The sequence below is a fragment of the Parapedobacter sp. genome (genome assembly GCF_035556095.1).
Lineage (GTDB): Bacteria > Bacteroidota > Bacteroidia > Sphingobacteriales > Sphingobacteriaceae > Parapedobacter.
In genome coordinates, this window is sequence record NZ_DATMFT010000012.1 from 33,023 (window position 1) to 59,678 (window position 26,656).

A 26,656-nucleotide genomic window follows, 5' to 3' on the forward strand; every position below is an offset into this window, starting at 1 on the left:
GTTCAAGCGTTTGGGTGATTATTCGCTATCGGCGGGTTTAGGCAGGTAGTAGAGGACCACCCGGCCGTCTTTACCCAAATATTCCTGGGCTACGCGCTGGATATCGGCGCGCGATACCTCGTTGTATTTTTCCATTTCCCGGTTCACCTCGTCAGCATCGCCAAAAAAAGTTTTTGCTTCGGCCAAGCTTTCGGCTATTCCGGCTACAGAAGCATGACGGCTGACCACGGCGTTTTCAACCTGTGCCTTTAGCTTTTGGAAATCGTCTTCCGATATGCCGTTGGCAATCACTTTGGCCAATTGTTGGTCGATGGCGTGTTCCAGTGAATCTGCTGAAATCCCCATGTTGGCAATCCCGTATAGTAAGAATACCCCACCATCTTCCAGGTCTAACGGGAATGCGGCTACGGCGACTGCTTTCTGTTGCTTGTCAACCACCTCTTTGGTTAGGAGCGAACTTTTCCCACCGGTAAGGTAGGTGGAGAGCATGCTCAATGCATGGCTGTCTTGATGCTTTTTTGGAGGAAGGTTATAGGCTTGGATAACGGCTGGAAGTTGGATATTGTCATATACGATATCGCGGGTCTCTTCCGTGCGCCGGGGCTCCGTCACTGTCGGTCGGTTGATGGTGCCGATGCTTACCGGAATCTCGGTGAAATATTTCCGTATCCATTCCTCCGTTTGGTCGTAGTCAATGTCACCGGCAATAGACAGTACAGCGTTGTTCGGCACGTAATAGGTATTGTAAAACTGCATGAATTCGTCGAGTGTCGCAGCATTCAGGTGGTCCAGTGAGCCGATTACCGGCCATTTGTAGGGATGTACCAGATGGGTACGTTTGAAGGTTTCCTGCAGGATGGTGCCATAAGGCTGATTGTCTATCCGCTGGCGCATTTCCTCTTTCACCACGTTACGCTGGGTTTCTACACCCACCGTATCGATTTTGGCGTGCAGCATCCGCTCGCTTTCCATGTATAAGGCGGTTTCGAGATAGTTTGCCGGCACCACTTCGTGGTAATAGGTCACGTCGTTTGAGGTATACGCATTGAGCGTACCGCCAATGGATTCGATTTTTTTCATGTACTCACCCCGGCCGATATTTTTGGTGCCTTCGAAGAGCAGGTGCTCAAAAAAATGGGCAAAACCCGTACGCTCGGGATTTTCGTTTTTGGAACCGACGTGGTACATCACCGATACGGCCACGATTGGTGTGGTATTGTCCCGGTGCATCAACACGGTCAGGCCATTGTCAAGCTCGAATTCCTTGAATTCGATGCGATTCTGGGCTATGGCTACGCTGCCTATACAGAGCGATACGCCCAAGAATGCGGAGAGGATTAAGATTTTATTCATTGTGCTATACGATGTTAACAGTAATTTACAGATGTATTGATGAAACCTGCCATGTCAGCGTCTGGCACAGAAGGCGATGAAAATGAAATACATTACAAGTTTACCATTCTTGGATGAGAAACGGTATAGGTTGTTACAATTTTCGTGTAAACTCAGGTTTTACTCCTAGTCAATCCACCCGGTAGCCATCTATCGGCCACTTATAATCCGGGGTTTGCCATGTGAATCAGCGCTCTACCAGCATCACTCCGTGGTTTTTTCCACGCCGCTGGGTATAGATAAGCAGACGAGTGAGCTCCTGCGGTTGTGGTCCGCTCAATTGGACGGTCGCGGGGATGCGTTGCTTGTTGAGAATCTGCAATGCCAGTGCCAGCGCGGCGGCAATAACCGTGTCGAATTCGCCCAAGACGTGTTTGAATCCGACGCAAGGTGTTTCTGCGAACAACGCCTGCGCGACGGTCCGGTAGCTGTCGTCGTAACGTGAGTCGCCGTTATACCCCAAGAGCACGGCATCGATGGCCGGTGCATCCAACCCGTTCTTTTGCAGGAACCGGCTCACAAAAGTCGTTGGGTTATCGGCTTCGAGGCAGGTCTCCACGGCGGTGACTTTACCAATGGCCGATGCCCCGGGCTGCCGTGAGGCCACGAAAAATGTAGCCCCCTCTGCTGCGATTTCACCTGGTGCGGCAGCAGCTCTTAAAGGTAAAGGCGTTGGTATGGCAGGCGCATCGTGCTTGAGGTATTCGGCGATGTTCCAGAATTCGGTAGTCCGCTCGCCAAGTTCATCCACAGCTCCCAATAAGATGGTGTCATCGGGATGCTCGCTCAGGTAAACCATCCCGTCCAGCAGTGCCGATTCAAATGAATTGGCATTGTTGATATAAGTCATGTTATAGCCTTTGCATTTGAGCGCTAGTGCGATGGCTGCTGCCGCCATGTTGTGTGTGGACTGGATAAATGGCGTCGGATTCAGGGCTTGCCGTTCATCGGCCAACAGCGCCTCCACAAAGCGCTCTGAATCGCGGAGGCAGCCCAATCCCGATCCGGTAATGACGGCGTCGACCGTTGTGCGGTTAGCTTCTTGCAGGGCCAATTGCGATGTGAAAATGGCCATCCGCATGCTTTTATTCATGCGCCGCAGTTGCAGCGGCGGAATCAGTGCTTTGTAATCCGGATCGCAGGCGGGTATCGGGTTTTGCGTGTACGGCAGTATGCGATCAAAAAAATAGTCGGGTTCGGTGGTTGGCTGGATGGAAATACCGCCCTTGCCATGGATATAGATGGGCTCAATCATGGGCGCTTGAAAATAACAGGGAGCTACAGTTACCCCCGAATCCGAACGAATTGGATAGCACGTGGTTGATTGCTGTTGAAAGCAGTGTGGTCTGGGGCACGATGCCAAGCGCTGCGATAGGGTGCGAGAAGTTCAGGTTAGCGAATATCTCCTGGTGCTGTAAAGCCAAGACAGAGAAAACCGCCTCAATCGCTCCTGCTGCTGCGAGTGTATGGCCGGTAAAGGCTTTCGTGGAACTGAACGGTGGAATGGACTGGACGTTGCCAAAAATACGGAGTAATGCCTGCCCTTCGGCAAGGTCATTATTGGGCGTGGCCGTACCGTGGGCGTTGATATAGTCTATGGCACTGGCCTCCAATCCGGCGACTTCCAGTGCTTGCTTCATGGCGAGATAGGCACCTTCGCCGTCTTCCGATGAGGCGGTCTGATGGAACGCGTCGTTTGCGTGACCGTAGCCGGAAAGATAGGCCATAGGCGTTTTCGATTGCCGTGCCGCCGGTTCCGAGCGCTCCAGTACCAAGTATGCTGCTGCTTCGCCAAGATTCAACCCGCTGCGGTGCTCGTCGAATGGACGGCAATAGCCATCGGTATAAATCATCAGGGAATTGAACCCATTGACGGTAAAGCGCGAAAGGCAGTCCGTGCCACCCACGATAGCACGGTCCAGTAACCCGGCCCTGATCATCCGGGCGCCCAGCATGATGGCATTGGCCGCCGACGAGCAGGCGGTACTGATGGTAGTCACAAAGTCGGTTACGCCGAGGTAGCGGGCCATCTGTTCGGTGGAATACCCACATGGGTGCGTAGGAATAAAATGCCGATGCGTTTCGGATACCAAATAATCGTCATAATACCGCTCGGTGGCATCCATACCACCTACAGTGGTGGCAGAGATGAGTCCCGTCCGATTACCGTCGCCCAGGTCGATTCCGGCGGTTGCTTCCCTGGCTGCCAGTAGGGCGAGCAACGTACTGCGTGTGTAAGCTTCATTGGCAGGGATTTCCAGCCGTTCGGCCAGTTCGTCGTTGGCGATATCCACCTCGCCGACGAGGAGCCTGCCCCGGTGGGGGGTGTCCAAGTGCCGGATCGGGCCTATCCCCGGGCTGGATGTACGTAGCGATTGGTGATTGGACGATACGTCTTCACCGATGGCGGAGATGGCTCCCATCCCGATGATAGCAATCCGGGCGGGTGCGTTCATGTTCGGTTGGCCTCGATAAAATCGGCCATGGTTTGGATGGTTTCAAAGACTTTCCGGCCTTCCTTCGGGTCCGAAAGTTTGATGCCATAGCTTTTGTCGAGCATCACGATGAGCTCCAGCGCATCGATGGAATCCAGTCCGAGGCCATCGCCGAACAGTGGGGTATGGTCGTCTAAATCAGCGACGGTCAGATCCTCCAGATTCAATTGTGCAATGATTTTAGCTTTTAACTCTTGTGTCAGTTCACTCATCTTCTTCGTTGTATAATCTTTTCAATTGCTCCACACTATGCGTTAGCTGACCCGATGTGCCAATACGGTACAACAACAGGTCACACGTCTCTTCCGTTACTTCTGCCCATCCACAGAGGGCACTGCCCCCGTTGGGTTGGCTATCTTCCAATGTCGCATTTGTATACGGCACCATAAACTCGGGCAAATAGTGGTCAAAAATAAAGAAAACATTCTCGCTTTGCAATTGGTGGCGGATGCTGATTTCGCCCAGGGCAATATTGGGCAATGTATAGACGAATGTTGCCGGGCTGGCCACCGGGTTGTCCGCATGGAAAATATCGTGGGCATGGCGGTTATCGGATAAATAGCTGGATGACCGGTTGGCGAATAAGAGTGCCGTATGCCGCTCGTACGGCCCCGATTCTCGTGCGATGAGCTCTGCCGCGATGAAAATCGCTTTGCACAGGCCGTCCATCTTATGGAATTTCGGGTAGTCGACGGCCAGCTCCCGATAAGCGGCTTTGAGGAAGTCGCCCAGTGGTGTTGACGGCTCGGCATCGAAAAAGCGATTGCCGTTCACGCGGATGGAGCGACTGCGTATGGTGCAATAGGTCTGGATACGGTATTCCTGTTTTCCCATGGGTCACACTTTTTGGATGATCATCGCGATGTTACAGCCTCCGAAACCGGATGCGGTTTTAAGGAAAGTGTTGAGTGGTCGCCGCGTGGGTTGCGTAATGATGTTTAGCGGTTGGCTGGTACCGGGATGTGCAAAGCCGAGCGAGCGTATCAGTTCGTTGTTTTTCAGTGAGTGGATCGCCATCACCGTTTCGAGCAGCCCACTGGCACCCAACGTATGGCCAAAATAGCCCTTCAGGCTGTGAAGCGGCACCGCCGATAAGCTGCACCGATGGAAAGCGATTGCCTCCATTTCATCATTATAGGCGGTGGCTGTGCCATGGGCCGAAATGAAGTCCGGCATTCCGCCGCCAGCTTCACGTGTTGCTTCGCAGATACTCAGGTACAGCCCCTCGCCGGTACGCGACGGTCCCGATATGTGGTTGGCATCGTTGAATGAACCCACGCCCATTATTTTCACGGCTCCATGTGTCGGCTTGGTTGAGAGGTACACCGCTGCTACGGCTTCGCCGAGGTTCAATCCGCTCCGGTTGCGGTCAAATGGGCGGCACGGTTCGTTGGCCAGTGCCTGGAATGCATCGAACCCCGATACGATGAATTTTGAAAGCTCATCGCCGCCCACCACGATGGCCCGTTTATAGCGGTTATCATACCGGAGCAGCCGCCGCGCCACCGCGATGGCCAACGAGCCCGATATGCACGCATTTGAAACGGGTATAGGCTGGTTTTCGAATCCGAAGTATTGCCGGATAGCTTCCGCCATCGCCGTGAGATTCGCCCGCTGCTCAGGAAACGTACCCTCCGGGTCGCCCAGTAGTGCGATGTTGCCCTTCGTGGTAGAAAGAATGACCAGCGTCTCGCTATCCAGCGGAATATCGTGCCTTTCGATGAGCCGCTGCAGTGCCAGGATGAATAGCCTTTCCAACCGCGTATAGTGCGATGCGTTTTTGACCAGCTGGTTCCACGGATTTCCATCCATTTGTGCCGCATGGATGGGGTGGTCGCGGAGGCGCATGTCCATCACCGGCGCAATGGCCGTATGCCCGTCCCGCAACCGTTGGAAATTCAATTCACTCCCTAACCCCAACGGGGAGATGACCTCATCACCGATGATGTACACGTCATCCCTCATAGTAGGCCATTTTCGGTCTTCCAATCCGCGAAGAACGGTGGATTGGTGAGTATCAGCTCGCCGTTCAGATCGGTGAAAACCTGCGTTGTCTCACCGGTAGCCACTACTTGCTGCGCGGTATTTAGTATGGTATAGCGAAACGTCATTTTAGCGGCGGCGTTATTGATGAATGCTGTTTCAATGTCTGCCCATTCGCCATGGCGCAGGGGCAATTTATATTCGCAGACGCATTTGACAACCGGAGCTAGATAACCCTGCTCGCGGATATGGCGATAGCTGATGCCCATGGCCTCGCCGAACGCTTCACGGCCATCTTCGAAATAGGTGATGTAGTGCCCATGCCACACGATACCCAAGGGGTCCGTCTCATTGAAACGTACGCGGAAACGGGTGCGGTATCGAAGGGTCTGGTCCATCAGCTTGTTTTGTTTCGTTTGTCGTATAGAATCGCGGCCAGTAGCGTAGCTGCAAAAAAGGCCAGCAGGTAGGCCAAAGGCTGCGCGATGTCAGCGGCCGTGCCATTGCGAAGGATGACATCGTAAAATGCCGAAATACCCCAATTCATCGGTGAAAATGCCGAAATTTTCTGCATGATTTCCGGCATGATGAAGGTGGGTACCCAAACTCCGCCTAAGGCGGCAAGGATAATGACGAAGATGGCACCGAATGGCGCCGATTGCTCCTGGGTTTCGGCGATGGTGCCGATTAAGATGCCTAATCCGATTGCCGCAAGACCCGAGACAAAAGCAATCAGCAACATCAACGGGAATTGCCCACCGGGATCAAACTCAATCAAGCCAATCAACGGGAAAACGTACTTGGCAATCAGGAGCATCAAAATGAACTGGATGAGGCAGATAACCGTATAGGTGAGTATTTTGCCACCGAGGATAATGGCATATGAAACCGGACTGGTGCGCAGCCGGATGTAGGTGCCGAGGTTTTTTTCCTTGACTAAGTTGATGCCCAACGGTACCACGATAAAGAAGATACCAAACAATATCCAGGCAGGCACATTGTGTTGCACCGCATTGGGGATGATGCCGTCGTTCCCTTTCTGGGCAATCGTTTCCTTGAATGAGATGATCTCGCCGTTCAGCAATCCCGGATCTTCTTCCATTTCCATTTGGTCAATGAAGACATCGTATATTTTCCGGACTTCCACCTTAGCGAGTAGTTGCTCGATGTTGCTTTTCACGCCGTTTCGGAAAGTCTGGCCTGCTGCGGGATCGAAATAGATGGTAATTTCCTGCATTTTCCATTCTTTGGTTTCCGCTTGGGCACTATCGGCATCAACAAGGGCAAACGCACCCAGAATCCGATCGACGTTGTGGTTTACCTTATCGTTCAGCTCCTTGCTGATTCCTTCGGGGATGATGAGGGCAATCTGGTATTTGCCCTCGCTTACCAGCTTCCGCGCATAGGTTTCATCAATGGGTTTCCCTTCTGCTTCGGTAACCAGTTGGATGTTGGTTGCTTCACTTAGGTTGTTGGCGACCATCCGGCCGATTTCGCCGCTGTCTTCATCGACCAGTACAATCGGCAGGGTAGACTCACCGACCGCTTTGAACGTGCTTTCCTGGATGAGCGTAATCGTGATGATCAATACCGATGGCATGAAAAACAGGATGGCGAGGCCGCCCCAGTCGCGGAGCAACAGCAACACCTCCTTGTATGCCGACGCGATCAGTTTACGCATAATCCCTCAGTTGGCTCCCGGTGTGGTGGATGAATACGTTTTCTAATGTGGTGGCCCCCGGCACCGACGAAATAAGCTGAGCAGGCTGTCCCTCCACTACGATGCGCCCTGCATCGATGATGGCTATCCGTGTGCAGAAATGCTGTGCTTCATTGAGGTGGTGCGAACTGTAGATGATGGTGGTGCCCTGCTGATTGAGTTCGTGGAGCAACGCCATGATGACTTCTTTGGAGTGCACATCCACACCCACCGTAGGCTCGTCGAGGAAAAGGACGTTTGGTCGGTGCAGGATGCCAGCCAACAAATTGACTCGGCGTTGCATACCGCCGGAGAATGTCTTGATGGGCTTTTTGCCAAACTCAGCTAGCCCGACCCGTTGCAGCCCTTCCGCAATACGATTCGTCAATTCGGCCGCGGAAAGCCCGTACAAGCTTCCGAAATAATAGAGGTTTTCTGCCGCTGTGAGGGTTGGATACAGCGCATATTCCTGTGGTACAACGCCCAGCTGCCGTTGGATAGCCCGACCATGCCGTCGATAATTCAGGGTGTCAAACCAGAGTTCCCCTGAAGTGGGTTTGATCATACCGCATAAGGTGGAAATCAACGTGGTTTTGCCCGCCCCGTTCGGCCCCAATAATCCGAATATTTCCCCTTTCCTGATGGAAAGTGATAAGTTCCTCAACGCATACCGGTCGCTGCCCGCATATCGTTTGGACAGCTCATGTATGCGGATGATTTCGTCCATGGGGCGAAAATAAGGAAAGTTGTCGAGATCGTGGTAAAGGAGTTCACCTTATGAACGTATTGATGCAGAAAACCTACGGTGAATTATTTTTTAAAAATCTTTGGTAAAAAATGCAAAACCATCCCACTAAGTAAAGAAATAGGCTCACTTAATGGGTAATAATTATGGACCATGTGAATTACACGATTGAAGATTTCTTGATGGACGACCGGTTTGTCAACTACTGCTTGCGTACCGACGATGCGGATGTTAACTACTGGGCGGGTATCCTTGACAATCGCCCCGAACTTCGCGGGCGGGCCGAAGCGGCGAAGGAGTTGATACTGCTCATGGCGGTGAAGGTAGATGATGAAGAAAAACATAGGGAACTTAATCGGCTCCAGGCAGCGATAGATGTAACCCCAAATGCACCTGCACATCACCCGGTGTTTATCGCTACGCTTTCACGCCGTGCAAAACGGTGGTTGGCTGTTGCGGCTACACTCCTCTTCGTAGGTAGTGCTTCCTTGTTTTTCATGAGCGACAACGTGGTTGACCGCGCCATTACATTTGCACTGGTTCAAGCGCAGCCCCAAACAGTTGTCCAAACGGCTGTCGGTGAACGCCAGCATTTCACATTGCCCGATGGCAGTACTGCGCTTCTCAATGGCTCCAGCCGACTGCGTGTGGCCGATGATTTCAATGGTACCCACCGGGTAGTATGGTTAGAAGGTGACGCTTATTTTGAGGTGGCTAAAAATGCTGAAAAGCCATTTATTGTACGTACGGCGTCTACAATGACCACCGCTTTGGGCACGTCCTTCCGTGTGACAAACTATGCCGACCAAACGGAATCGCAGGTGATGCTCACCTCGGGAAAAGTGCAGGTAAACCATATCGTAGCGGGTAAGTCAATGGCGTCTGCCATTCTCCATCCCAGCCAAATGACAAATATCACCACGGATCAGCCATTGGTCATCCAGTCTTTCGAGCAAGAACAAATAACCGCGTGGTTGGACCGCAGATTGACGTTCCAGGGAGCTGATTTTACCGAAATAAAAGATAAGCTGTATGATGTATACGGCGTCTCATTGGTGGCCGAAAGCGACGTGGCCCAAACGGTTGCATTTACCGGGCAATTTGTCAACAGGCAATTACAGGAAGTACTCGATGCAATCGCTTTTTCCAATCGGGTGCAGTTCACGATGGACGGTAACCAACTTCAGATAATCCCTTGATGTGAAAACCACTTAAATAATGTATCAGACCAATTAAACTAACAATGAAGAGAATGTTATATTGCCGATACCGGCTAACCCCTAAATTAATGTTCGCCCTGTTCATGGCATTTTTCGCCATCGGGCATGCACAATCGACCGAATCACTCTTTTCCTTTACATGGAAACAGGAGGCCATAGGCGACGTGTTTGAACAAATTGAGCAACGTGCAGACGTACGGTTTTCTTATAACCCGTTGGAGTTGGATGTTAACAAACGTATTACCCTCCAAGTCCGCAATGCCAAACTGGACGAACTGCTGGATAAACTGGGTCAACAGCTGGCTTTCCGTTACCGCTTGCGCGGCGAGATGGTCATCATCCAATTCAATGAGCAACCTGGAACAGTACTTCAGCAGTTTATAAACGGACAGGTCCAGGATAGCCGGGGGCAGCCACTTGAGGGCGTAACCATTGTCAACATGCGGACAAATAGCTCCCAGATGAGCACCGCTAACGGCAATTTTTCAATTCCCGCACAAGCGGGTGATGAACTCCGGTTCCGCATGATGGGGTATACAACCGAAACGGTCACCATTGCAGCGATCGCGCAGCCGCTCCGCGTGGTGTTGGAAGATGCCATCGTGGAACTCGACGAAACGGTAGTCACCGCGTTGGGTATTACGCGCGAGGAACGCTCATTGGGTTACGCGGTTTCTGAAGTGGCGGGGGCCGAGCTCAAAAAAGTACGCGAGCCCAACGTAATTAATTCACTCGCCGGGCGCGTTGCGGGGTTGGTCATCAACTCCACTGCTGGTGGTCCCGCGGGATCGTCGCGCGTCATCATCCGCGGCGCAACTACCATCACCGGCAACAACCAGCCACTCTATGTGGTGGATGGTATTCCAATGGACAACTCCAATTACGGACAAGTGGACGGTGGGAAATTCGCTGCAGGCTATGATCTTGGCGATGCGATTTCAGCTATCAATCCTGACGATATCGCTACAGTAAGTGTGCTGAAGGGACCTTCTGCCGCTGCATTGTATGGGAGCCGGGCAGCCAATGGCGTTATCCTCATTACTACCAAAAAGGGCGGTACCAGCAAAGAGCTTGGTATCGAACTTAACAGCACGATGACATTTGAGAACCAATTGACCACGTTTGATGGCTACCAGACGCGATATGGGCAGGGGCGTAACCAAAATCTGGTAATGGATGCCGATCAGGCGCGCACCTCACTGTTTTCGAATTTCGGCCCGCGCCTCGATCCGGACCTAATGATACCTTATTTTGATGGCCAATTACGTCCCTACGCATTGGCAAAGGATAACATCAGCGGTTTTTTCAGAACAGGGGCTACCTATACCAACAGCGTATCATTGACGAATGCTACGGATCGCTCGTCGTTCCGGCTGGCGGTATCTGATATGCGCAATCAAGATATTGTACCCGAAAGTGGGCTCCGACGCAATTCATTCACCTTTAATGGCACCTCTAAGTTTGGCGAGAAGGTGACGATGGAAGCACGTGCGTATTACCTCAATGAAAACGTAACCAACCGGCCGGCGTTGGCCGACGACCCCGGAAATATCGGGAACAACTTCGTCGGGTTGGCCAATAACGTGGATCAAGCGTATTTCAAGAACTATTACAAAGATGCCCAAGGTACGTATGTTGATTGGGGTGGTGGCCAATACCGGCTAAATCCTTATTGGATCATCAACGAGATGAGTAATGAGACAGCGAAAGATCGGCTGATGGGTGCACTTCAACTCAATTATACCATTACCAGTTGGATGAGCCTGCAGGGTAGACTGGCAACCGACCTGACGTTTCTCGATTTCGAGAAATATACCCCCCGAACCACACCGGGCTCACTGGCAGGCCGGTTGAATACCAATCACCAGCGGTATTCGACCACTGAATCGGATGTGCTATTGAGCATGGAAAAACAGGTAACGCCCGCGTGGTACCTGTCAGCCAGGCTTGGCGCCAGCGTATCCCGTATCCGCAACGCTGGCAGTACGATGGAATTCCTGAACATGACCATGACGGATGTGGTAAGCCCAAACAGCTTTGCCGATAAGTCGGTCGTTGAAAACGATTACCGAAAGCATAATAACTCCGCATACATACTATTGAGTGCTGGCTACAAAGGATTCCTCTACGCCGATGCAACGATCCGCCATGATGCATCATCCACACTGCCGAGCACTGATAACAGTTACATATACCCCTCTCTGGCGGGAAGCTTTGTTTTTTCGGATGCATTCAAGATTGACAAGCAAATCCTGACGTTTGGCAAGCTGCGCGTATCGGCCGCCGAGGTGGGCAACGATACCGATCCCTATCAGCTGGATTTATACTATGCGCTCAATCCGCTCTCGTTCATGGGCAGTTCGGTAGGCAACATTTCCAGTATGTTGCTTCCCAACCCGGCATTGAAGCCTACCCGCACCCGCTCGTTTGAAACCGGCTTGGAGCTGAAATTCCTGGAAAACCGGATCGGTCTGGATGTAACCTATTACACCCAGCGCTCGCGCGACCAGATCAATCGCGTACCCATACCGGTTTCTTCCGGCTTTACGTCGCAGATCATCAATGCTGGGGTTATCCTAAACAAAGGCGTGGAGATTGTGCTGAACACCCAGCCCATATCCAACGAACATTTCCATTGGGATTTGAATTTCAATGTCGCACGCAATATCAATAAAGTAGAGTCATTGGCCGAAGGGGTGCCGTTCCTCACCCTATCTGATGCCCGCTGGATGGGCGTGGCTGTGGTGGCGATGCCCGATGCGCCCTACGGTTCCATATTGGGGTATGGTTACCAATATGACCCCGAGGGTAACATCATCCTCAACGCCAATAACCTAACGCCGCTGGTAAGCGAAGAACGCCAATTGTTGGGGCAGGGCACGTTCAAATTGACGGGTGGTTTATACTCCAGCATGAATTACAAGAATTTCGGGCTTACGGCCATCGTCGATATGAAACTTGGTGCCGACCTGTTTTCGATGTCCAACTTGTTTGCCGCCACTCGGGGAAGTCTTAACTCCACACTCCAAGGGCGCGAGGAGTGGATTCAATCTGAAGAAGAACGCTTAGCCGCGGGCGCCACCGAAGACGAGTGGCGAAACATGGGTAAGGTGCGCGGGTATGTACCTCAAGGTGTTGTACAGACCGGCACAGATGACAAGGGCAACCCTATTTACACGCCTAACACACAGGCGGTGGACCCATCGCTATATTGGTCAAACATCTATACCGATGGCAATGGTATTTCCATCCCCTATATTTATGATGCGGGATATCTCAAGATGCGCGAAATTACGCTGAGTTACCGTGTACCCGGTTCACTGGTCTCTAAATGGGGTGTCCAAGACCTTAGTATCGCTGTGGTAAGCCGCAACCCGTTTATCATTTACAAGTCGGTACCTAATGTCGACCCCGATTCGAATTACAACAACAGCAATGGGCAAGGTTTGGAATACGGCTCCCTGCCTTCGCGGCGCAGTTGGGGCATCAACCTCAATTTCAGATTTTAATAACGGCCATGTCTACACTAATTATTATACAGACTATGAAGAAGTTAATCTATCGGAGTGTAACGGGGGTAGCCATTCTGTTATCAATGGCTGCATGTACGAAATTCGGTGACACCAATATCGACCCAACACGGTCGAGCGACCTCGACCCCAACCTCCAACTGTCGCTGGTTCAAGCCCGCTTTTCGGGCGACCTTGAAATCAACGAAAAACTAGGTGTCGTGATGACCATGCCCCTGGTTCAACAGCTCGGCGGTATCTGGGCCAATCGTTACGGGCAAATGTATATCAAGAGCCTCCCGTACCTTTCATCCTTTTGGGAATATACGTACCACAACGACATCCTCAACATCGTGGATGCCGTGGAACGGACCAACGGTGTGGAAAAATCAACCAACCTGAATGCCGTTTGCCGGATCATGAAAGTCTATATGTTTGCACGGCTGACCGATCTTTACGGTGATATTCCGTACAGCGAAGCTGGAATGGCCGCCTATACAGGCGTTACACGGCCCATATACGATAAGCAAGAAGACATTTACGCCCACTTCTTCAGTGAGTTGAAGGAGGCATCGGCTCAGTTGGATGCATCTAAGGACCCGGTTCCCGGCGACTTTTTCTACGGCGGTAACGTGGCGGCTTGGGAAAAATTTGCCAATTCTCTGCGGCTGCGATTGGCCATGCGGCTCGTGAAACGCGACCCGGCCAAGGCACAGACCGAAGCACAGGCAGCCTATCAGGACGGGGTGTTTGACAGCAATGCAGCGATGTGCATCATGCGCCATGAAAACGTCCAGAATGATTATGTCGATATCCGGGGCAACGGCGTATCCGTGGGTATCAATCAGCATGAGGTCGTGCCGCGGCTGTCAGCTACCTTCATTAATCAGATGCGCAATTCCAACGATCCCCGCCTAAACCATATCGCAAGGTATTACATCGATTTGCCTTACCGGCCGTTTGACCGGGTGGATATTACCGAGCAGGTACGCGCGGTTGTCGGTATAACCGGTGTGAACCCAACCGACTACATTTGGGACGATTGGAAAAACCCATTCGATATCGAAGTACCCGGCGTAGGCACCCATACCGTTACCAACAACGAACAGAAAGCCCAGCCGGCCAATTTCCTTATCAGGAACGATGCACCATTTTTCCACCAGACGTATGCCGAAGTGGAGTTCTTGCTGGCCGAGGCCGCACTGCGCTTCGGCACCGGCTTCGGTGACGTCCAGATGCATTACGAAAACGGGGTCCGCGCAGCCTTGCAGCAACTGAGCCTGTTTACGGGCGGCCCCGTGTTTACCGATACCGAAATCGCGAATTTCATACAAAGCGTGCCCCTGCTGCCGGGCCGCGAATTGGAGGTCATCAATACCCAATTGTGGATAGCCTTGTTCCTCAACGGCCCGGAAGCTTATGCCAACTGGCGGCGTAGCGGCTATCCGGTGCTGCCATCGCCGGTAAATGGCGAGTCTAATTCGACAACAACGCCGCGGCGGTTTGAATACCCGCTATCGGAGCAGGAACAGAACGGTGTAAATTATGGGGCAGCCGTAGGACGGCTGGGTGGTACCAATTCTTGGAACGGGAGGGTATGGTGGGACGTGGAATAATACGTTTTTTGCTGCTCGTCTTGCCGTTGCTGGTGCTGGAAACGTCATGCAAAGGCAACCTTGATCCGGATTTGCCGCCCGAGCAGCCTCGGTTACGGGTACTGGGTTATGTATTTGCTTCCGATTGGTCGCTGGCTAGCACGCAGATCGATTGGCAATACATCACCGACCTGAATATCGCATTCCTGAACCCGGATGTTGCCGGCGGCTTCGAGCGGAATGCGGCGTTGGGCACGCTCGTGCGACAGGCGCGCGATCACAATGTCCGCGTGTTTTTCTCCATTGGTGGTGGCAATCCACCACCCCATCTCGAAGGGCTGCTAAGTACGAAGCAGGGGCGGGCTAAACTGGTGATTGGAATCGTCGATTTGATAAACCAGTACGGATTTGATGGGGTGGATATCGACCTGGAGAATGCGCTCATCAATGAGCACTATGCGCCATTTGTAGCAGAAGTTGCAACGGCCGTGAAGCCATTGGGTAAATTGGTTACCGCAGCATTGGCCCGTTGGAATGCTGACCAGATTGCAGACGAGACACTGGCCCATTACGACGTTATCCATATCATGTCTTACGATGCTACAGGACCTTGGAATCCGTCCAATACCGGTCCGCATTCGCCCTATTCCATGGCTACTACGGATTTCGAGTACTTCCATAAAACGAGAAATATTCCTGCCGACCGTATTTTCGTCGGGTTACCCTTTTACGGATACGGTTTTGGCGAAGGGGCACCCCAAAGTATCTTCTTCCGCGATATCGTGGCGCGCTGGCCCGGGAGCGAATGGAACGACCAGGTGACGCTTCCCGAGGGTGGGGACATCTATTACAACGGAATTCCCACGATCCGTAAAAAGACACAGTATGCCATCGACAACGGTGCCGGTGGTGTGATGATCTGGCAACTCCTGCAGGATGCCGATGGTGATAAATCCTTGCTCCGTGCCATCAACGAAACAATCAATTGATAAACGATATGAACAAAAAAGCAATGAATAAGCTAATTAACGTTTGGATGCCGGTACTGCTGCTGGTTGTTGCGGTATCCGGTTGCGAAAAAAATGGTGACACAGCGTATAGTACTGATTTTCATCCGCGGATATTCGATCGAACCGGTGTATTTACCAGTCCTTCGATGATTATTTCGGAGGGTGAGACGGCCAGTTTTACGGGACTGTTGTTTTCGCCTGCTGCGGCGGTGGATATCAGTTGGAAAGTAGACGGAACGGAAGTTTCTACCGATACAGCCTTTATGTTTACACCCCAAGGTGGTGGGGAGTACACGATTACACTGGAGGTGTCAAACGGTGGAAAAACAACCAGCCGTACCTCTTCTATCTTGGTCAACCCAACGGATTACACACTGAAACCCTATACATCGGTAGCCATGGCCTATCTGTCGGATGGCGGCACGGCCGCCCATGTGGATTGGGGCACGGTAACTCATGTGGCATTCCAGTGTGCCAGGGTACTGCCCGACGGTGGCCTCGATGTGACAGCCGGGCAAACGAACCAGGCAGCCGATGAGGTGGTAGCACGTGCACATATCAATGGCATTCCGGTATTGCTGGGCATTGCGGGTCGGCTTACCGGGCTCGATGGCTGGGCATTGTACGAAAGCAACGATTTCGGTGGTGCCATCGCCCAGCCGGCAACACGGCAGTTGGTGGTGCAAAACGTGGTCAATTATGTAACTGCCCGGCGGATGGACGGCGTGGACATCATGATGACCGACATTAATTCAGGAGCTTATTCGTCGAACCTTGCTGCCATCGGCCCATTTTTGGCAGACCTCCGTGCGGCATTACCCCCCGATGCACTGATTACCGTTACGGTCGCCACCGGCTGGCAGCATTGGGAGTATCCCGACCTCTCGGCGGCAGACTGGCTTAACGTACGCGGGTTTGAAAATGGACTGACCGTGGGGCCGGGTGCACCACGTGACCAGCCCTCGCCTTTCCAATTCATGGTAGATGGTGCCAATATCTGGCTCAACCACGGTATTCCCAAAGAGAAAATCGTCTTGGGTATTCCGGCGTTCGGTTTGCAATATAACGGGATAGATGACAATGGCAATAACCTTGATTGGGGCTCTTATAGTTATGTTCCTTATCGTGATATCGTGGCTGCAGATAGCGAAGCGCACAATAAAGAATTTATTGAACAGGCCCACGGCGTCTATTTCAATGGAATACCATTGGTTACACAGAAAGCCGCATACGTTAAAGAAAATGGTTTCAAAGGGGTATACCTTTGGGCTGGCGATTATGACGTGACGGGTGAAAAGTCGTTGATGGGCACGATTTACCAGATATTACAATAAATTTGCAGTAATACCGGAAGATGAGTTTGCCACCTACCAGCAGCCGATTGCTCTCCATCGATGCCTATCGGGCGTTGGTTATGCTGTTGATGATTTTCGTGAACGACACATGGACGTTGATCGGTATTCCTAATTGGATAGACCATCTGCCCGCTGAGGCTGATGGTTTGGGCTTGGCGGATGTGGTGTTTCCGGCTTTTCTCTTTATCGTGGGGCTTTCCGTGCCGCTGGCCATACGGAGCCGGTTGAAAAAGGGCGACAGCCGATGGCGGATTACCGGACATGTGGCGGTACGGTCGCTCGCCTTGATCGTGATGGGTGTGTTCCATGTCAACCTGGACAGTTATGCAGACACCGCATGGCTGCCGAAGTGGGTGTGGCAAATAGCCATAACCGTGGGCTTCTTTCTCGTATGGATGGATTACCGCGCACCGCGCTCGGCCAAGGCAACGGTGCTCAAAAGCATTGGGATCACCGGATTGGTTGTATTGGCACTGCTCTTCCAGGCCGATGGCGGCGACCCCGGCAGCTGGTTGGCCATGCGGCCACACTGGTGGGGCATATTGGGCCTGATTGGCTGGTGCTACCTGTTGGTGAGCTTGCTGTTTTTATGGACGCGGGGCAACCCTTGGGCACAGGTGGGCGTATTCACCGCCTTTATCCTGTTCAATATGGGTGCGCAATCCAGCGTCTTTGACGGGCTGGAGCCGGTTCGTACGTGGGTATGGATAGCCGGGGATGGTGCGTTGCCCGCCCTTACTGCCTGTGGTGTTTTGGTATCGTTACTATACCGGCGGTACAACGCGCAACTACCGGCATTTTTATGGCGAGCCACTGTCCTGGCCGCTGCCCTGTTGGCACTGGGTTTCCTGGCCCGGTTGGAGTGGAATATCTCTAAGATATGGGCCACTCCCTCGTTTGCACTGGTGTGTGCCGGTATCAGCGTCGCAGCGTTTGCACTGCTGGTGTATATCGTAGACATAAAGCGCTGGTCGGGTTGGTATCGCTTCATTAGCCCGGCTGGTACCAGTACCCTCACGTGTTACCTACTGCCCTATATCCACTATGCAATCTTAGCGTATATCGGGTGGCAGCTGCCGGCGGTACTCCGAACCGGTACGGTGGGTATCGCTAAATCGTTGCTATACGCGCTAGTTATCATTGCCATCACAGGGATACTCGAAAAGCGACGTATCCGGTTGAAATTATAACTTACACATATGATGTTTCGAAATCTTTTTTTCGCTTTGCTCGTTCTGTTGGCGGTAGTGGCCTGCTCAACCCGGGAAACGAATGGCAATAATCCGGCACTTTCCCTGCAGTGGGAAATCGTAGCCTCACCTTATCCGGGAACGAACGAAACACGTTCCACGCTGGCAATCACCAACAATACGTCCGATACGCTGGGGGCCACCGGTTGGTCCATCTATTTCAATACCGGTGTGGCGCGGGTGGCCGATGTGGATAGTGCCGTGGCGGGTATCGAACTAATCAATGGCGATTTCTTCACGCTTTATCCCCGCGAGGGATGGCCACCCTTGGCCCCCGGCGCCACGGTAGAAATCGGCGTGATGTCGCGGATGCTGCGGAACATTACCGATATCCCGAAAGGGTTTTACCTGGTCTCGGCCGACCATCCGGCAGGCGTATCGTTACCCATGCAGGTAAAGCCCTTTGCCCAAGCCGACAGCCTGGAAATGGTCCTTGCTGCGCAGGTATATGAACAGAATGACCGTATTACCGATGTGCCCCTAGCTCAGTTACCGCCAGTACTGCCCACGCCGGTGAGTTATGGATATACGGCGGATTCGTTTACCTTGGTGGCAGATGGGATCACCATAAGCGCAGACCCCGCGTTTGTTAACGAGGCGGCGTATTTGCGAGACGAATTGGCCAGGGTACTGACCCATACGCCGCAGTTGGTAGACGAAGCGTCGGATGCAACAATCGTACTTCGCCATCAAGCGGGTGTGCACCCCGAGGGATATCGGCTGATGGTCGATGCCGGTGGCGTGGTCATTGAGGCGACGACTCCTACCGGTGTGTTTTATGGCATCCAGTCACTCAAGGGACTGCTGCCCCCATCGGTGTGGGTGGAAAAGCAAACTGCCATCGCCCTCCAAGGTGTCACCATTACGGATGAACCGCGGTTTTCGCACCGTGCAGTGATGCTGGATGTATCGCGTAATTTCCAGCCCAAAGAACAGGTGATGAAAATACTGGACCTCTTGGCGCTCCACAAAGTGAATGTGATGCATTTCCACTTCAGTGAGGATGAAGCGTGGCGGTTGGAGATATTAGGGCTGCCTGAACTGACCGAGGTCGGTGCCCGGAGGGGGCATACCCTTGATGATGCCAAATGGCTCATGCCATCATACGGCTCGGGACCCGATGTGGTCAATACAACAGGGAGCGGGTTTTACAGCCGAGCTGACTATATCGAACTGTTGCGGTATGCCACGGCGCGGCATATCCGCGTTATTCCCGAAATCGAAACACCGGGCCACGCCCGCGCGGCCATAAAATCCATGGACGCCCGGTACCACGCCTACATGGCCAAGGGCGACACCGCAGCGGCGCAGCAGTACTTGTTGCGCGATCTCGATGACCAGTCGGAATACCGATCCATACAAAACTGGGACGACAACATCATTAACGTGGCGGTACCTTCGGTCTACACATTTCTTGAAAAGGTGGTGGACGAACTCATTGCCATGCACAAAGAGGCGGGGGCGCCCTTACAAACCATTCATTTCGGTGGTGACGAGGTACCCAATGGCGTGTGGGAGAAATCGCCCGCTGTACACCGGCTTATAGCTACGGAACCCGGCATTGCGCATGTTGACGACGTGTGGTATTATTTTTTCAACCGTGTTAATCATATGTTGCAGTCGCGCGGGCTTTACCTCTCGGGGTGGGAAGAAATCGGTATGAAGAAGGCAGTTGTGGATGGTCGGCGTAAGATGGTGGTGGAGCCGCGCTTTGCAAATGAAAATTTCCATACCGACGTATGGAATAACCTGGGTGATAATGTCGACCTGGCCTACCGCCTTGCAAATGCCGGTTACCAAGTGGTGTTGACCAACGTAACGAACTTTTATATCGATTTGGCGTATAACAATAGCTTCTATGAGCCGGGGCAGTACTGGGGTGGATACGTGGATTTGGAAAAGCCGTTTGGGTTCGTTCCGTACGACTATTACCGCAGTTTAGAAACCAAAGCTACTGGCGAGCGGCTTACCGACGCCGGCCGGACCAACATCGTCGGCTTGCAGGCTCCCCTTTGGAGCGAAATCATCACTTCGCCCGAACGGATGGAATACCTGTTGCTGCCCAAACTTTACGGACTTGCCGAGCGTGCCTGGGCAGCAGCACCTGCCTGGGCAACCGAACCTCATGCAAGTAAAGCGGAAGGATTATACGCAACGGATTGGTCGGTGTTTTTAAATGCCGTAGCCAAACGCGAATTACCACGGGCGAGTCACTACGGCGGTGGCTTCGCTTACCGTATCCCTACGGCGGGCGTGATTAAACAGGACGGGAAACTCCTTGCCAATGTACAGCTTCCGGGATTCGCGATACGTTATACGGTAGATGGAAGCGAGCCTACCGAACAAAGCACACGATACACGGAGCCGCTGGTTGCTGAAGGTACGGTAGCCTTCCGTGTTTTCGATGGTGATGGGCGGGGCGGCCGCACGATCTATTGGAAATAAATCATCGCATAGCATATATACAGCAGGTATTCCCGTAGCAGTTTGATAGCGTTATGTAGGGTGTTGTACACCGTCCGCTCCGTGAGCGCGCACGACTGCGCAATCTGGGAAATGGAAAGACCCTCGTAAAACCGGAGCTGGATGATTTCCTTTTGGCGTTTTGTAAGGTGCCCAAGAGCGACCTGAAGCTGTTTTGTTCGATGTTCTTCGGTTTGTGACGCAATCAAGAGATCTTCATAAGGTAATTCATGGGCGGTTTCGAAATGCTTCTGCTCGGCGGTACTCGCGGTGGCTTGGTTATACGCCAAAAACGTATTATGGGCGATGCGCTTATAAACGGTAATCACGTATTGTTTTTTGTTAGTCACGTGGCCCCGGTTATACCACGACTTCCAGAGCTCTAGAAACAGGTTATGGATGCACTCCTTTACCAAGTCGGGATTTTTGTACCAGTGTAACCCTAAGCGGTAAAAGTCATCGTAAAAAAGTGTAAAGCAAACATACAGCCCTTCCCGGTCGTCTTTGAAAAACAAATTCCAGTCTTTCGCTACGGGATTGGTGTACATGCTAGGCTTCATCGGATTGAAAAAGTCTAGCCAAGATAGCAAAAATTAGCTGTTTTGCAACAGTTGGCCGCTAAATGTCGTTTTTTAACGCTTTGAAAAACTGCTTTTCCCGCTCGGCGAGTTCCATCAGCTGTTCGGATAGCTTTTCATAGACGTCGTTTCCAGATTTGCGGTTTTTATATATCCGCGAGATGTCCAGTGCGAAATCGCGCCATGCATCGCCGATGGCGGTCATCTCTTCCGATCGCTTGGCGAGCGCATCGTTGTTGAGCAGTGCACTCGCTTCCTGGAGGAAGGCAGCATAGATAAAACGGAATCCGCCGCCGCCTGTGCCTATTTCTTCCTGCATACGAACCAGCTGACCTAGGTAATGATTGGTTTTTTTGACCCCGATGGTCTGTGGCCATTTGCGGATATTCCGGGCCACCCATTTCATGGCGCGTACACCCACAATGGGCACCGGTGCAAGCATGTCGTTACAGGTTTGCCGGATACCCTTCCGCACGGCATTTTCAAGGTCGAGCCGCTCAGGTAGCCGTTCCAGGTAGTAGAGGTGGCCTTTCGGTGGCAGTGCACCTTTGGCGAAGCGTACCCGTTGGAGCTCGGTTTCGGTGAGTTTTGTGGTATAGTCCATCACCGGATCACTGATGAGGTACCCATCGGCTTCTTTGCCGTAAACCACCAAATTGTGTGCGTTGAAATGGAACCGGTACTCGTCGGGGAAATAGGTGAGGTTATATACGCCTACCTGTAACCCTACGGGAATACCCTGGGCGAGCTTTTCGTCCAATACGGCTTGTGCTTTTTCGGGCGATGAAAATCGCTGGTGGATTACCTTGATGCCCAGCCGGCGTGCTAGCTTTCTGAAAATACTGCCCGGCATGGGCCGGTAGCTGAATCCGGGAGCGAAGTTGACTTTGATAAAAGGAAGGTACACAAAAAACAACCCACTGCCAATGCCGAAAACCATTGGTTCAGACAAGGTGATTCCCTGGTGGTTTAATAAATTTGATATGACCCCATTTTCGCAATGGGCGGATTGGCGGTGTTCAAAAGCAATGTCCATGTATGTGTTAATCAATTGGCGATTTCAGTTGGGCCACGGTAATGCCGAAGACGTCCGCGTATTTTTTGAGCGTGCTGTCTTTCAGCTTATCGAACCGACTGGGCCGGAAGTGCCGCTTTACGAACCAGCGATGTATACCTACATAACTGGCCAGCAAAGGTACGTCCATGCGATGGAGTTCCATGTAATAAGCAATGGGACTGAGCCTGCCGGCTGCGACTGCTTGTTTGGTGGCCGTTATCCGCTCATCAATCAGTTGGAGGGATTCGTTCAGTGCCAACGTTTTCGCCTCCCAGCCCCGGCTGGGTACAGCCGTGTATCGGCCGTTTTCGTCCACCGCATAGCAAAGTTCGTGAACGTTTTTTTTGGCCAGGCTGCCATCGTCTTGAGGTACTTCGTTTGTATTCATTGTCGCTCACTCATCCTTGGTCTGCAGCAGCATTTTCATCGTTGCTCGCATGGCAATCTCGCCCTCCACAGCAATCGTTCCCTGGATATTGCAAATTTTCAAAAAATCCGAGGTAAAAACAAGCTCGGTTTGCGTGTGGGTATGCAATTCCTGCCCAACGCAGGGGAGCGTTGATACGTTGAGATCGAGGATGGTGCTGATTACGCCAAGATTATCCTTTTTTTTATCCCAAAGCACCTCATCGGGCTTGATGAAAAAATAATTGAGGAAGATGAAACTGGTCTGGGCGAGGTTTTCAAGCATCCCCATCTCCGAGAGCACGCCGTTTGCTACAAAAAAGCAGTTACTCGTTACGGTGAATGCCGTTTCCGTTTCCAGGTCATCTACCCTAACCACACGGTCTACCAAAACCATTGGGGGCCGGTGGGGGATGAGTTCTTCGATGGCAGGGAAAGTCATGGCGTTACTCAACTTCCTTGGCTATGACGGTACGCATTTCGCCTGTGGCGATCAGGCGGTTCTCGCATCTTACTTCGCCCCGTACAGCTGTTACGCCAAATAAGTGCTGCAAGATATGGACGGTAGTGGATAATTTTTGGCCGGCATGGGGTAATAAGTGGATTTCGAAATTCTTGATGGAGCCGATATATCCGACTGGTGGCGATAGGTTGCGCGTGAAATAGTCGTACCCCTGATGCAAGGCAATGGTTTGGGCGAAATGTTCAATAACACCCGCTTCGGTAAGCGCCCCATTGCTGTCTACCAATACGTGTTCTTGTGGAATGTTGAAGGAAGAGACGATGCGGTTGGGGGTGTATTCAATCAGCTCATCCACCAATACGAAAGGTGGCTGCTGCGGAATTAATTTGCATATCTTTTCTTGCGATGAAACGAGAGCCATAACATTAGGTTACTTCCAACAACGCGTAAACATAAGAAAATCTTCCGCTTTCGGGTACCGATAACAGTATTTTCTCGCCCTTTTTGAGTGTTTTTGTATTAAAAAGTTCCTCCAATTGGATATAGCTGGATGCCGACCCCACGTTGCCGATCTTATGGAGGTTAATGAACCACCTTTCTTCAGGGATGGCTATGCCTGCTTGGGAAAAAGCCTCAACGAGCCGATCTTTGAAGAAATAAGACGAAATGTGGGGGAGGAAATGGTCAATATCGCCCGCGGCTAGCCGGTGTTTGCGCAGCACTTCCTGGATGCTCTGTACCCCTTTGGGAATGACATATGACTCCAATAGCTTAATATCCTGTTTAATGGCAAACATCGATTGCTCCAACCAAGCTTCGGGAGATGCATCGCTCCAGGGGAGCAGTTTCCCGTTTGCCTTGATGGCTCCGGCATACATGCAAGGCTCCAATTCGTGAGCATAGGAAATGCCATCTACCCAACGGATGGCAAGCGATGTCCGGTGGTCGTTTGGTTGGTCGCTAAGCAGCATCGCTGCCGCGCCGTCCGATAGCATCCACCGGAGAAAGTCTTTTTCAAATGCAATGATGGGATTTTGTTCAAGTGCGGCAAGCCGCTCGGATTCGTTGTTGAACTTGTCGGCCCGGAGCCAGGATGACACCCGCTCAGATCCGGTACACACTGCGCGCGATGCTCCGCCCGTGGCGATGGTCATGTAGGCGTACTTGAGTGCGTTCATGCCGGAGGTGCAGATCCCCGATGCGGAGTTAAGTTCCATCGGCTTGTTTTTCCATAGGCCGTGTACCATGCTGGCGTGCGAAGGCAGCAACTGGTCGGGGGTAGACGTACCGCACGATAATACATCGATGGCAGACTTGGCTACTTCCGACCGTTCCATCAACCGGTTTATCGCTTCGATGGTGAGTTCCGCATTGGTGTGTGTCGGTTGCCCGTCGTCTCCAATGGCATAATACCGCGAGGTAATCCGGTTGTTGCGCAATACGATGGCGCGGGCCCGGGAAGGAGCACCGTTGATAACACCCAATACCGTCTCCATCCGTTCGTTAGAAACAGGGGCATTGGGTAGAAATGTAGCAATCGCATTGATATATACGGTCGGCATTACCGGGGTATTTTAAAATGAACAGACTTATAGTACCTCGTTTCTTTCCTAATGAAAGAAAGGAACGGCAAATGTAGTATTAAAAATAATAAACCGACAATCGGTGCAAGCACCCAAATGGCAAAAAGCAGGTAATAGTTGAATGCTTTGAGCCATGGTTTGCGTGCGCCTGCTCCCGGTAACCCCTTGCTGCGGATAAGCTTGGCCCACTTGGCAAATAGCGTATTCGCCCGCTTATCGGTGAAAACGAGTGCCGGTCTGATCATCACGGCCTCCTGTTTAAGCAGTTCGGCCTGCAGGGTACTGTAGTCACCATGCTTGAGGTGTGTCAATATCGACGCCCCGAATTTATCCGATTCCGCAATATCTTTGTCGGAAACGCCCGGTTTGGGGAAAAGCCCCAGGTAGGCATCTTTCCGTCCGGTCATCATCCAGTGTACAATGGTAATGACACTCACGTGGTTGAGGTGGCGGTCTACCCGTGCGATGTTACCCACATGGTTTGCCCCGATATCGTGCAATAGCCGCTTTACTTTCTCCTGCGCCATCACCCACATGTTGCGGCAGTTGATCACGGTAATCACCGGTTTGCCCCGCAGCAGTTTATGGGCAGCTTCGGTTTTCAGAAACGAGTTGATGGGGATGGAAGGTGAAAGGTACCACACCTGGTAACCCAGGATGATGAGGTCGTAATCCTGTTCGAGGATGTGGTCATCTACGGGTTCCAACTCGCAGGGGAGCTGCAAGAATGATTCGGGGAATGCGTCGAAGAAGGTGTACCCATCCCAGGGAAAGGGATAGTCGGAAACAGGGGTTATCCGATGGAACGTTAGTTCCACCTCCGGATCGTCGTGGAGAGGCGAAAGCAACCGGTCCAGAATTTCCCGCTGTTGACCTGTTTGGGTATAATAAACAACTAAAACGCGTTTCATAAGTTTAAAATCGGGTTACCCCATTATCAAATCGGCATATCCTCAAATCAACACATCGGTACATCAACCTCACGCTTTCCAAAAATCGTAATAATTAAACCACTGCAACGGATATTTCGTTAATATATGCTCTATACTCTGCACATACGCTTGAAGCAATGACCGTGCATCGCGGTGGGTAAATATAGCGGTTCGCGCATACAAATGGTAATGCCTACGGCGTTCGCGCATCACATAAACGAAAAGTACCGGCGTGCTCAACCGGGAGCTGATGAGAAACGGCCCCGCCGGGAAATGGGCTTCTTTTCCCAGGAAATTGGCTGTCATCGTCTTACTCCCCTCCACGAAACGGTCGCCCGTGAAACAGATCATCCCTTTCTCGTCGATAACCCGGTTAATTTCAAAAACGTGAGACAGGTCATCGTTAACAACGATGAATCCGGTTTTGGGCTTGGCCATGATGTTGGCGAGGTACGTTTTGATGGCCCGCTGCTCTTCGTCGGTGGTCACCAGGTGGATCTGTTTGTCAAATTCGCCCATGAAATACTGGGATACTTCAAAATTGCCAACGTGGGCACTGATGAGGATGCCCGCACTGTTGTCTTTGGCCAATTGACGGATATGTTCGATACCGTCGAATTCATATGTATATTTATGCTCTAGGCCGGCCGTGATGGCGATTTTATCGATGATGGTTTGCCCGAAAACGAAATAATTCCGATAGGTGTTCAGGGCGCTGCTAAAAAAAACCTGTTTCCGGTGGTGACGGAAATACCGATATATGGCTGCCGTTTGGTGCGGAGAGCTAATAACGTAATACAGCGAAACGAAAATCAGTAGGAAATAGGCTACGGGTATCCCCGCATGTTTAATCAGGAAAATAAATATTTTGTATCCAGAAACGGTACCCCTCGATTTTCCTTCCCATTCAGCCATTGGATGT

24 protein-coding genes are annotated in these 26,656 nt (G+C 51.9%); 7 read left to right on the forward strand and 17 right to left on the reverse strand.

What is annotated here, in order from left to right; translation table 11 throughout:
* Window positions 1–18: 18 nt before the first annotated feature.
* The 9 genes from VNQ80_RS06260 to VNQ80_RS06300 form a co-directional block, all read right to left on the reverse strand.
* A complete protein-coding gene (locus VNQ80_RS06260) occupies window positions 19–1,353 on the reverse strand; it encodes a pitrilysin family protein (RefSeq protein WP_325636605.1) in 1,335 nt (444 codons plus the stop codon).
* Window positions 1,354–1,579: 226 nt separating this feature from the next.
* On the reverse strand, window positions 1,580–2,647 hold the full coding sequence (locus VNQ80_RS06265) for a beta-ketoacyl synthase chain length factor (protein WP_325636606.1): 1,068 nt from the start codon (window positions 2,645–2,647) through the stop codon (window positions 1,580–1,582).
* Complete coding sequence (locus VNQ80_RS06270) at window positions 2,640–3,848, reverse strand: beta-ketoacyl-[acyl-carrier-protein] synthase family protein (protein WP_325636607.1); 1,209 nt, start codon at window positions 3,846–3,848, stop codon at window positions 2,640–2,642. The genes VNQ80_RS06265 and VNQ80_RS06270 overlap by 8 nt, the downstream gene beginning before the upstream one ends.
* The gene (locus VNQ80_RS06275; RefSeq protein WP_325636608.1) at window positions 3,845–4,099 is read right to left on the reverse strand and encodes a phosphopantetheine-binding protein; all 255 of its coding nucleotides are present in this window, start codon (window positions 4,097–4,099) and stop codon (window positions 3,845–3,847) included. The genes VNQ80_RS06270 and VNQ80_RS06275 overlap by 4 nt, the downstream gene beginning before the upstream one ends.
* On the reverse strand, window positions 4,092–4,721 hold the full coding sequence (locus VNQ80_RS06280) for a hypothetical protein (RefSeq protein ID WP_325636609.1): 630 nt from the start codon (window positions 4,719–4,721) through the stop codon (window positions 4,092–4,094). The genes VNQ80_RS06275 and VNQ80_RS06280 overlap by 8 nt, the downstream gene beginning before the upstream one ends.
* Before the next feature lie 3 nt (window positions 4,722–4,724).
* Window positions 4,725–5,852 carry a beta-ketoacyl-[acyl-carrier-protein] synthase family protein gene (locus VNQ80_RS06285; RefSeq protein ID WP_325636610.1) on the reverse strand — a complete coding sequence of 376 codons (1,128 nt, stop codon included), beginning with the start codon at window positions 5,850–5,852 and terminating at the stop codon, window positions 4,725–4,727.
* Entirely contained in the window at window positions 5,849–6,268 is a 420-nt protein-coding gene (locus VNQ80_RS06290) for an acyl-CoA thioesterase (RefSeq protein WP_325636611.1), read from the reverse strand. The genes VNQ80_RS06285 and VNQ80_RS06290 overlap by 4 nt, the downstream gene beginning before the upstream one ends.
* Window positions 6,268–7,551, reverse strand: a complete 1,284-nt coding sequence (locus VNQ80_RS06295; RefSeq protein ID WP_325636612.1) for an ABC transporter permease — start codon at window positions 7,549–7,551, stop codon at window positions 6,268–6,270. Before VNQ80_RS06295 ends, VNQ80_RS06290 begins: the two co-directional genes overlap by 1 nt.
* Window positions 7,544–8,296: an ABC transporter ATP-binding protein gene (locus VNQ80_RS06300; RefSeq protein ID WP_325636613.1), complete on the reverse strand. Its 753-nt coding sequence runs from the start codon at window positions 8,294–8,296 to the stop codon at window positions 7,544–7,546. Before VNQ80_RS06300 ends, VNQ80_RS06295 begins: the two co-directional genes overlap by 8 nt.
* 164 nt (window positions 8,297–8,460) lie before the next feature.
* Between VNQ80_RS06300 and VNQ80_RS06305 the strand changes: the two genes are divergently transcribed.
* Genes VNQ80_RS06305 through VNQ80_RS06335 form a run of 7 tightly spaced genes read left to right on the forward strand, consistent with a single transcriptional unit; the run spans window position 8,461 to window position 20,698 of the window.
* The gene (locus VNQ80_RS06305) at window positions 8,461–9,513 is read left to right on the forward strand and encodes a FecR family protein (RefSeq protein WP_325636614.1); all 1,053 of its coding nucleotides are present in this window, start codon (window positions 8,461–8,463) and stop codon (window positions 9,511–9,513) included.
* Window positions 9,514–9,557: 44 nt separating this feature from the next.
* Entirely contained in the window at window positions 9,558–13,043 is a 3,486-nt protein-coding gene (locus tag VNQ80_RS06310; RefSeq protein WP_325636615.1) for a SusC/RagA family TonB-linked outer membrane protein, read from the forward strand.
* Window positions 13,044–13,078: 35 nt separating this feature from the next.
* Window positions 13,079–14,659 carry a SusD/RagB family nutrient-binding outer membrane lipoprotein gene (locus tag VNQ80_RS06315; RefSeq protein ID WP_325636616.1) on the forward strand — a complete coding sequence of 527 codons (1,581 nt, stop codon included), beginning with the start codon at window positions 13,079–13,081 and terminating at the stop codon, window positions 14,657–14,659.
* Between the two features lie 8 nt (window positions 14,660–14,667).
* Entirely contained in the window at window positions 14,668–15,627 is a 960-nt protein-coding gene (locus tag VNQ80_RS06320; RefSeq protein ID WP_325636617.1) for a glycosyl hydrolase family 18 protein, read from the forward strand.
* 8 nt (window positions 15,628–15,635) lie between these two features.
* The gene (locus tag VNQ80_RS06325) at window positions 15,636–16,982 is read left to right on the forward strand and encodes a glycosyl hydrolase family 18 protein (RefSeq protein ID WP_325636618.1); all 1,347 of its coding nucleotides are present in this window, start codon (window positions 15,636–15,638) and stop codon (window positions 16,980–16,982) included.
* Between the two features lie 20 nt (window positions 16,983–17,002).
* On the forward strand, window positions 17,003–18,193 hold the full coding sequence (locus VNQ80_RS06330; RefSeq protein WP_325636619.1) for a heparan-alpha-glucosaminide N-acetyltransferase domain-containing protein: 1,191 nt from the start codon (window positions 17,003–17,005) through the stop codon (window positions 18,191–18,193).
* A 9-nt stretch (window positions 18,194–18,202) separates the two neighbouring features.
* Window positions 18,203–20,698 carry a family 20 glycosylhydrolase gene (locus tag VNQ80_RS06335; protein ID WP_325636620.1) on the forward strand — a complete coding sequence of 832 codons (2,496 nt, stop codon included), beginning with the start codon at window positions 18,203–18,205 and terminating at the stop codon, window positions 20,696–20,698.
* Here VNQ80_RS06335 and VNQ80_RS06340 read toward each other — a convergent pair.
* The 8 genes from VNQ80_RS06340 to VNQ80_RS06375 form a co-directional block, all read right to left on the reverse strand.
* Window positions 20,686–21,276, reverse strand: coding sequence for a sigma-70 family RNA polymerase sigma factor (locus tag VNQ80_RS06340; protein WP_325636621.1), 591 nt, complete (start codon window positions 21,274–21,276; stop codon window positions 20,686–20,688). The genes VNQ80_RS06335 and VNQ80_RS06340 overlap by 13 nt on opposite strands.
* Before the next feature lie 58 nt (window positions 21,277–21,334).
* Window positions 21,335–22,330 (reverse strand): BtrH N-terminal domain-containing protein, encoded by a 996-nt coding sequence (locus VNQ80_RS06345; RefSeq protein WP_325636622.1) that lies wholly within the window; start codon window positions 22,328–22,330, stop codon window positions 21,335–21,337.
* 7 nt (window positions 22,331–22,337) lie between these two features.
* Window positions 22,338–22,739: a hypothetical protein gene (locus VNQ80_RS06350; protein WP_325636623.1), complete on the reverse strand. Its 402-nt coding sequence runs from the start codon at window positions 22,737–22,739 to the stop codon at window positions 22,338–22,340.
* A gap of 6 nt (window positions 22,740–22,745) precedes the next feature.
* Window positions 22,746–23,198: a hypothetical protein gene (locus tag VNQ80_RS06355; protein ID WP_325636624.1), complete on the reverse strand. Its 453-nt coding sequence runs from the start codon at window positions 23,196–23,198 to the stop codon at window positions 22,746–22,748.
* Between the two features lie 4 nt (window positions 23,199–23,202).
* The gene (locus tag VNQ80_RS06360) at window positions 23,203–23,640 is read right to left on the reverse strand and encodes a 3-hydroxyacyl-ACP dehydratase (protein WP_325636625.1); all 438 of its coding nucleotides are present in this window, start codon (window positions 23,638–23,640) and stop codon (window positions 23,203–23,205) included.
* 4 nt (window positions 23,641–23,644) lie between these two features.
* Window positions 23,645–24,781: a beta-ketoacyl-ACP synthase III gene (locus VNQ80_RS06365; RefSeq protein ID WP_325636626.1), complete on the reverse strand. Its 1,137-nt coding sequence runs from the start codon at window positions 24,779–24,781 to the stop codon at window positions 23,645–23,647.
* Window positions 24,781–25,713, reverse strand: coding sequence for a hypothetical protein (locus tag VNQ80_RS06370; RefSeq protein WP_325636627.1), 933 nt, complete (start codon window positions 25,711–25,713; stop codon window positions 24,781–24,783). Before VNQ80_RS06370 ends, VNQ80_RS06365 begins: the two co-directional genes overlap by 1 nt.
* 69 nt (window positions 25,714–25,782) lie before the next feature.
* Complete coding sequence (locus VNQ80_RS06375) at window positions 25,783–26,649, reverse strand: hypothetical protein (protein WP_325636628.1); 867 nt, start codon at window positions 26,647–26,649, stop codon at window positions 25,783–25,785.
* Window positions 26,650–26,656 lie beyond the last annotated feature (7 nt).

Coding starts and splice junctions, on each gene's coding strand:
- VNQ80_RS06260 (WP_325636605.1), bottom strand. CDS start 1,353: ATGAATAAAATCTTAATCCTCTCCGCATTCTTGGGCGTATCGCTCTGT.
- VNQ80_RS06265 (WP_325636606.1), bottom strand. CDS start 2,647: ATGATTGAGCCCATCTATATCCATGGCAAGGGCGGTATTTCCATCCAG.
- VNQ80_RS06270 (WP_325636607.1), bottom strand. CDS start 3,848: ATGAACGCACCCGCCCGGATTGCTATCATCGGGATGGGAGCCATCTCC.
- VNQ80_RS06275 (WP_325636608.1), bottom strand. CDS start 4,099: ATGAGTGAACTGACACAAGAGTTAAAAGCTAAAATCATTGCACAATTG.
- VNQ80_RS06280 (WP_325636609.1), bottom strand. CDS start 4,721: ATGGGAAAACAGGAATACCGTATCCAGACCTATTGCACCATACGCAGT.
- VNQ80_RS06285 (WP_325636610.1), bottom strand. CDS start 5,852: ATGAGGGATGACGTGTACATCATCGGTGATGAGGTCATCTCCCCGTTG.
- VNQ80_RS06290 (WP_325636611.1), bottom strand. CDS start 6,268: ATGGACCAGACCCTTCGATACCGCACCCGTTTCCGCGTACGTTTCAAT.
- VNQ80_RS06295 (WP_325636612.1), bottom strand. CDS start 7,551: ATGCGTAAACTGATCGCGTCGGCATACAAGGAGGTGTTGCTGTTGCTC.
- VNQ80_RS06300 (WP_325636613.1), bottom strand. CDS start 8,296: ATGGACGAAATCATCCGCATACATGAGCTGTCCAAACGATATGCGGGC.
- VNQ80_RS06305 (WP_325636614.1), top strand. CDS start 8,461: ATGGACCATGTGAATTACACGATTGAAGATTTCTTGATGGACGACCGG.
- VNQ80_RS06310 (WP_325636615.1), top strand. CDS start 9,558: ATGAAGAGAATGTTATATTGCCGATACCGGCTAACCCCTAAATTAATG.
- VNQ80_RS06315 (WP_325636616.1), top strand. CDS start 13,079: ATGAAGAAGTTAATCTATCGGAGTGTAACGGGGGTAGCCATTCTGTTA.
- VNQ80_RS06325 (WP_325636618.1), top strand. CDS start 15,636: ATGAACAAAAAAGCAATGAATAAGCTAATTAACGTTTGGATGCCGGTA.
- VNQ80_RS06330 (WP_325636619.1), top strand. CDS start 17,003: ATGAGTTTGCCACCTACCAGCAGCCGATTGCTCTCCATCGATGCCTAT.
- VNQ80_RS06335 (WP_325636620.1), top strand. CDS start 18,203: ATGATGTTTCGAAATCTTTTTTTCGCTTTGCTCGTTCTGTTGGCGGTA.
- VNQ80_RS06340 (WP_325636621.1), bottom strand. CDS start 21,276: ATGAAGCCTAGCATGTACACCAATCCCGTAGCGAAAGACTGGAATTTG.
- VNQ80_RS06345 (WP_325636622.1), bottom strand. CDS start 22,330: ATGGACATTGCTTTTGAACACCGCCAATCCGCCCATTGCGAAAATGGG.
- VNQ80_RS06350 (WP_325636623.1), bottom strand. CDS start 22,739: ATGAATACAAACGAAGTACCTCAAGACGATGGCAGCCTGGCCAAAAAA.
- VNQ80_RS06355 (WP_325636624.1), bottom strand. CDS start 23,198: ATGACTTTCCCTGCCATCGAAGAACTCATCCCCCACCGGCCCCCAATG.
- VNQ80_RS06360 (WP_325636625.1), bottom strand. CDS start 23,640: ATGGCTCTCGTTTCATCGCAAGAAAAGATATGCAAATTAATTCCGCAG.
- VNQ80_RS06365 (WP_325636626.1), bottom strand. CDS start 24,781: ATGCCGACCGTATATATCAATGCGATTGCTACATTTCTACCCAATGCC.
- VNQ80_RS06370 (WP_325636627.1), bottom strand. CDS start 25,713: ATGAAACGCGTTTTAGTTGTTTATTATACCCAAACAGGTCAACAGCGG.
- VNQ80_RS06375 (WP_325636628.1), bottom strand. CDS start 26,649: ATGGCTGAATGGGAAGGAAAATCGAGGGGTACCGTTTCTGGATACAAA.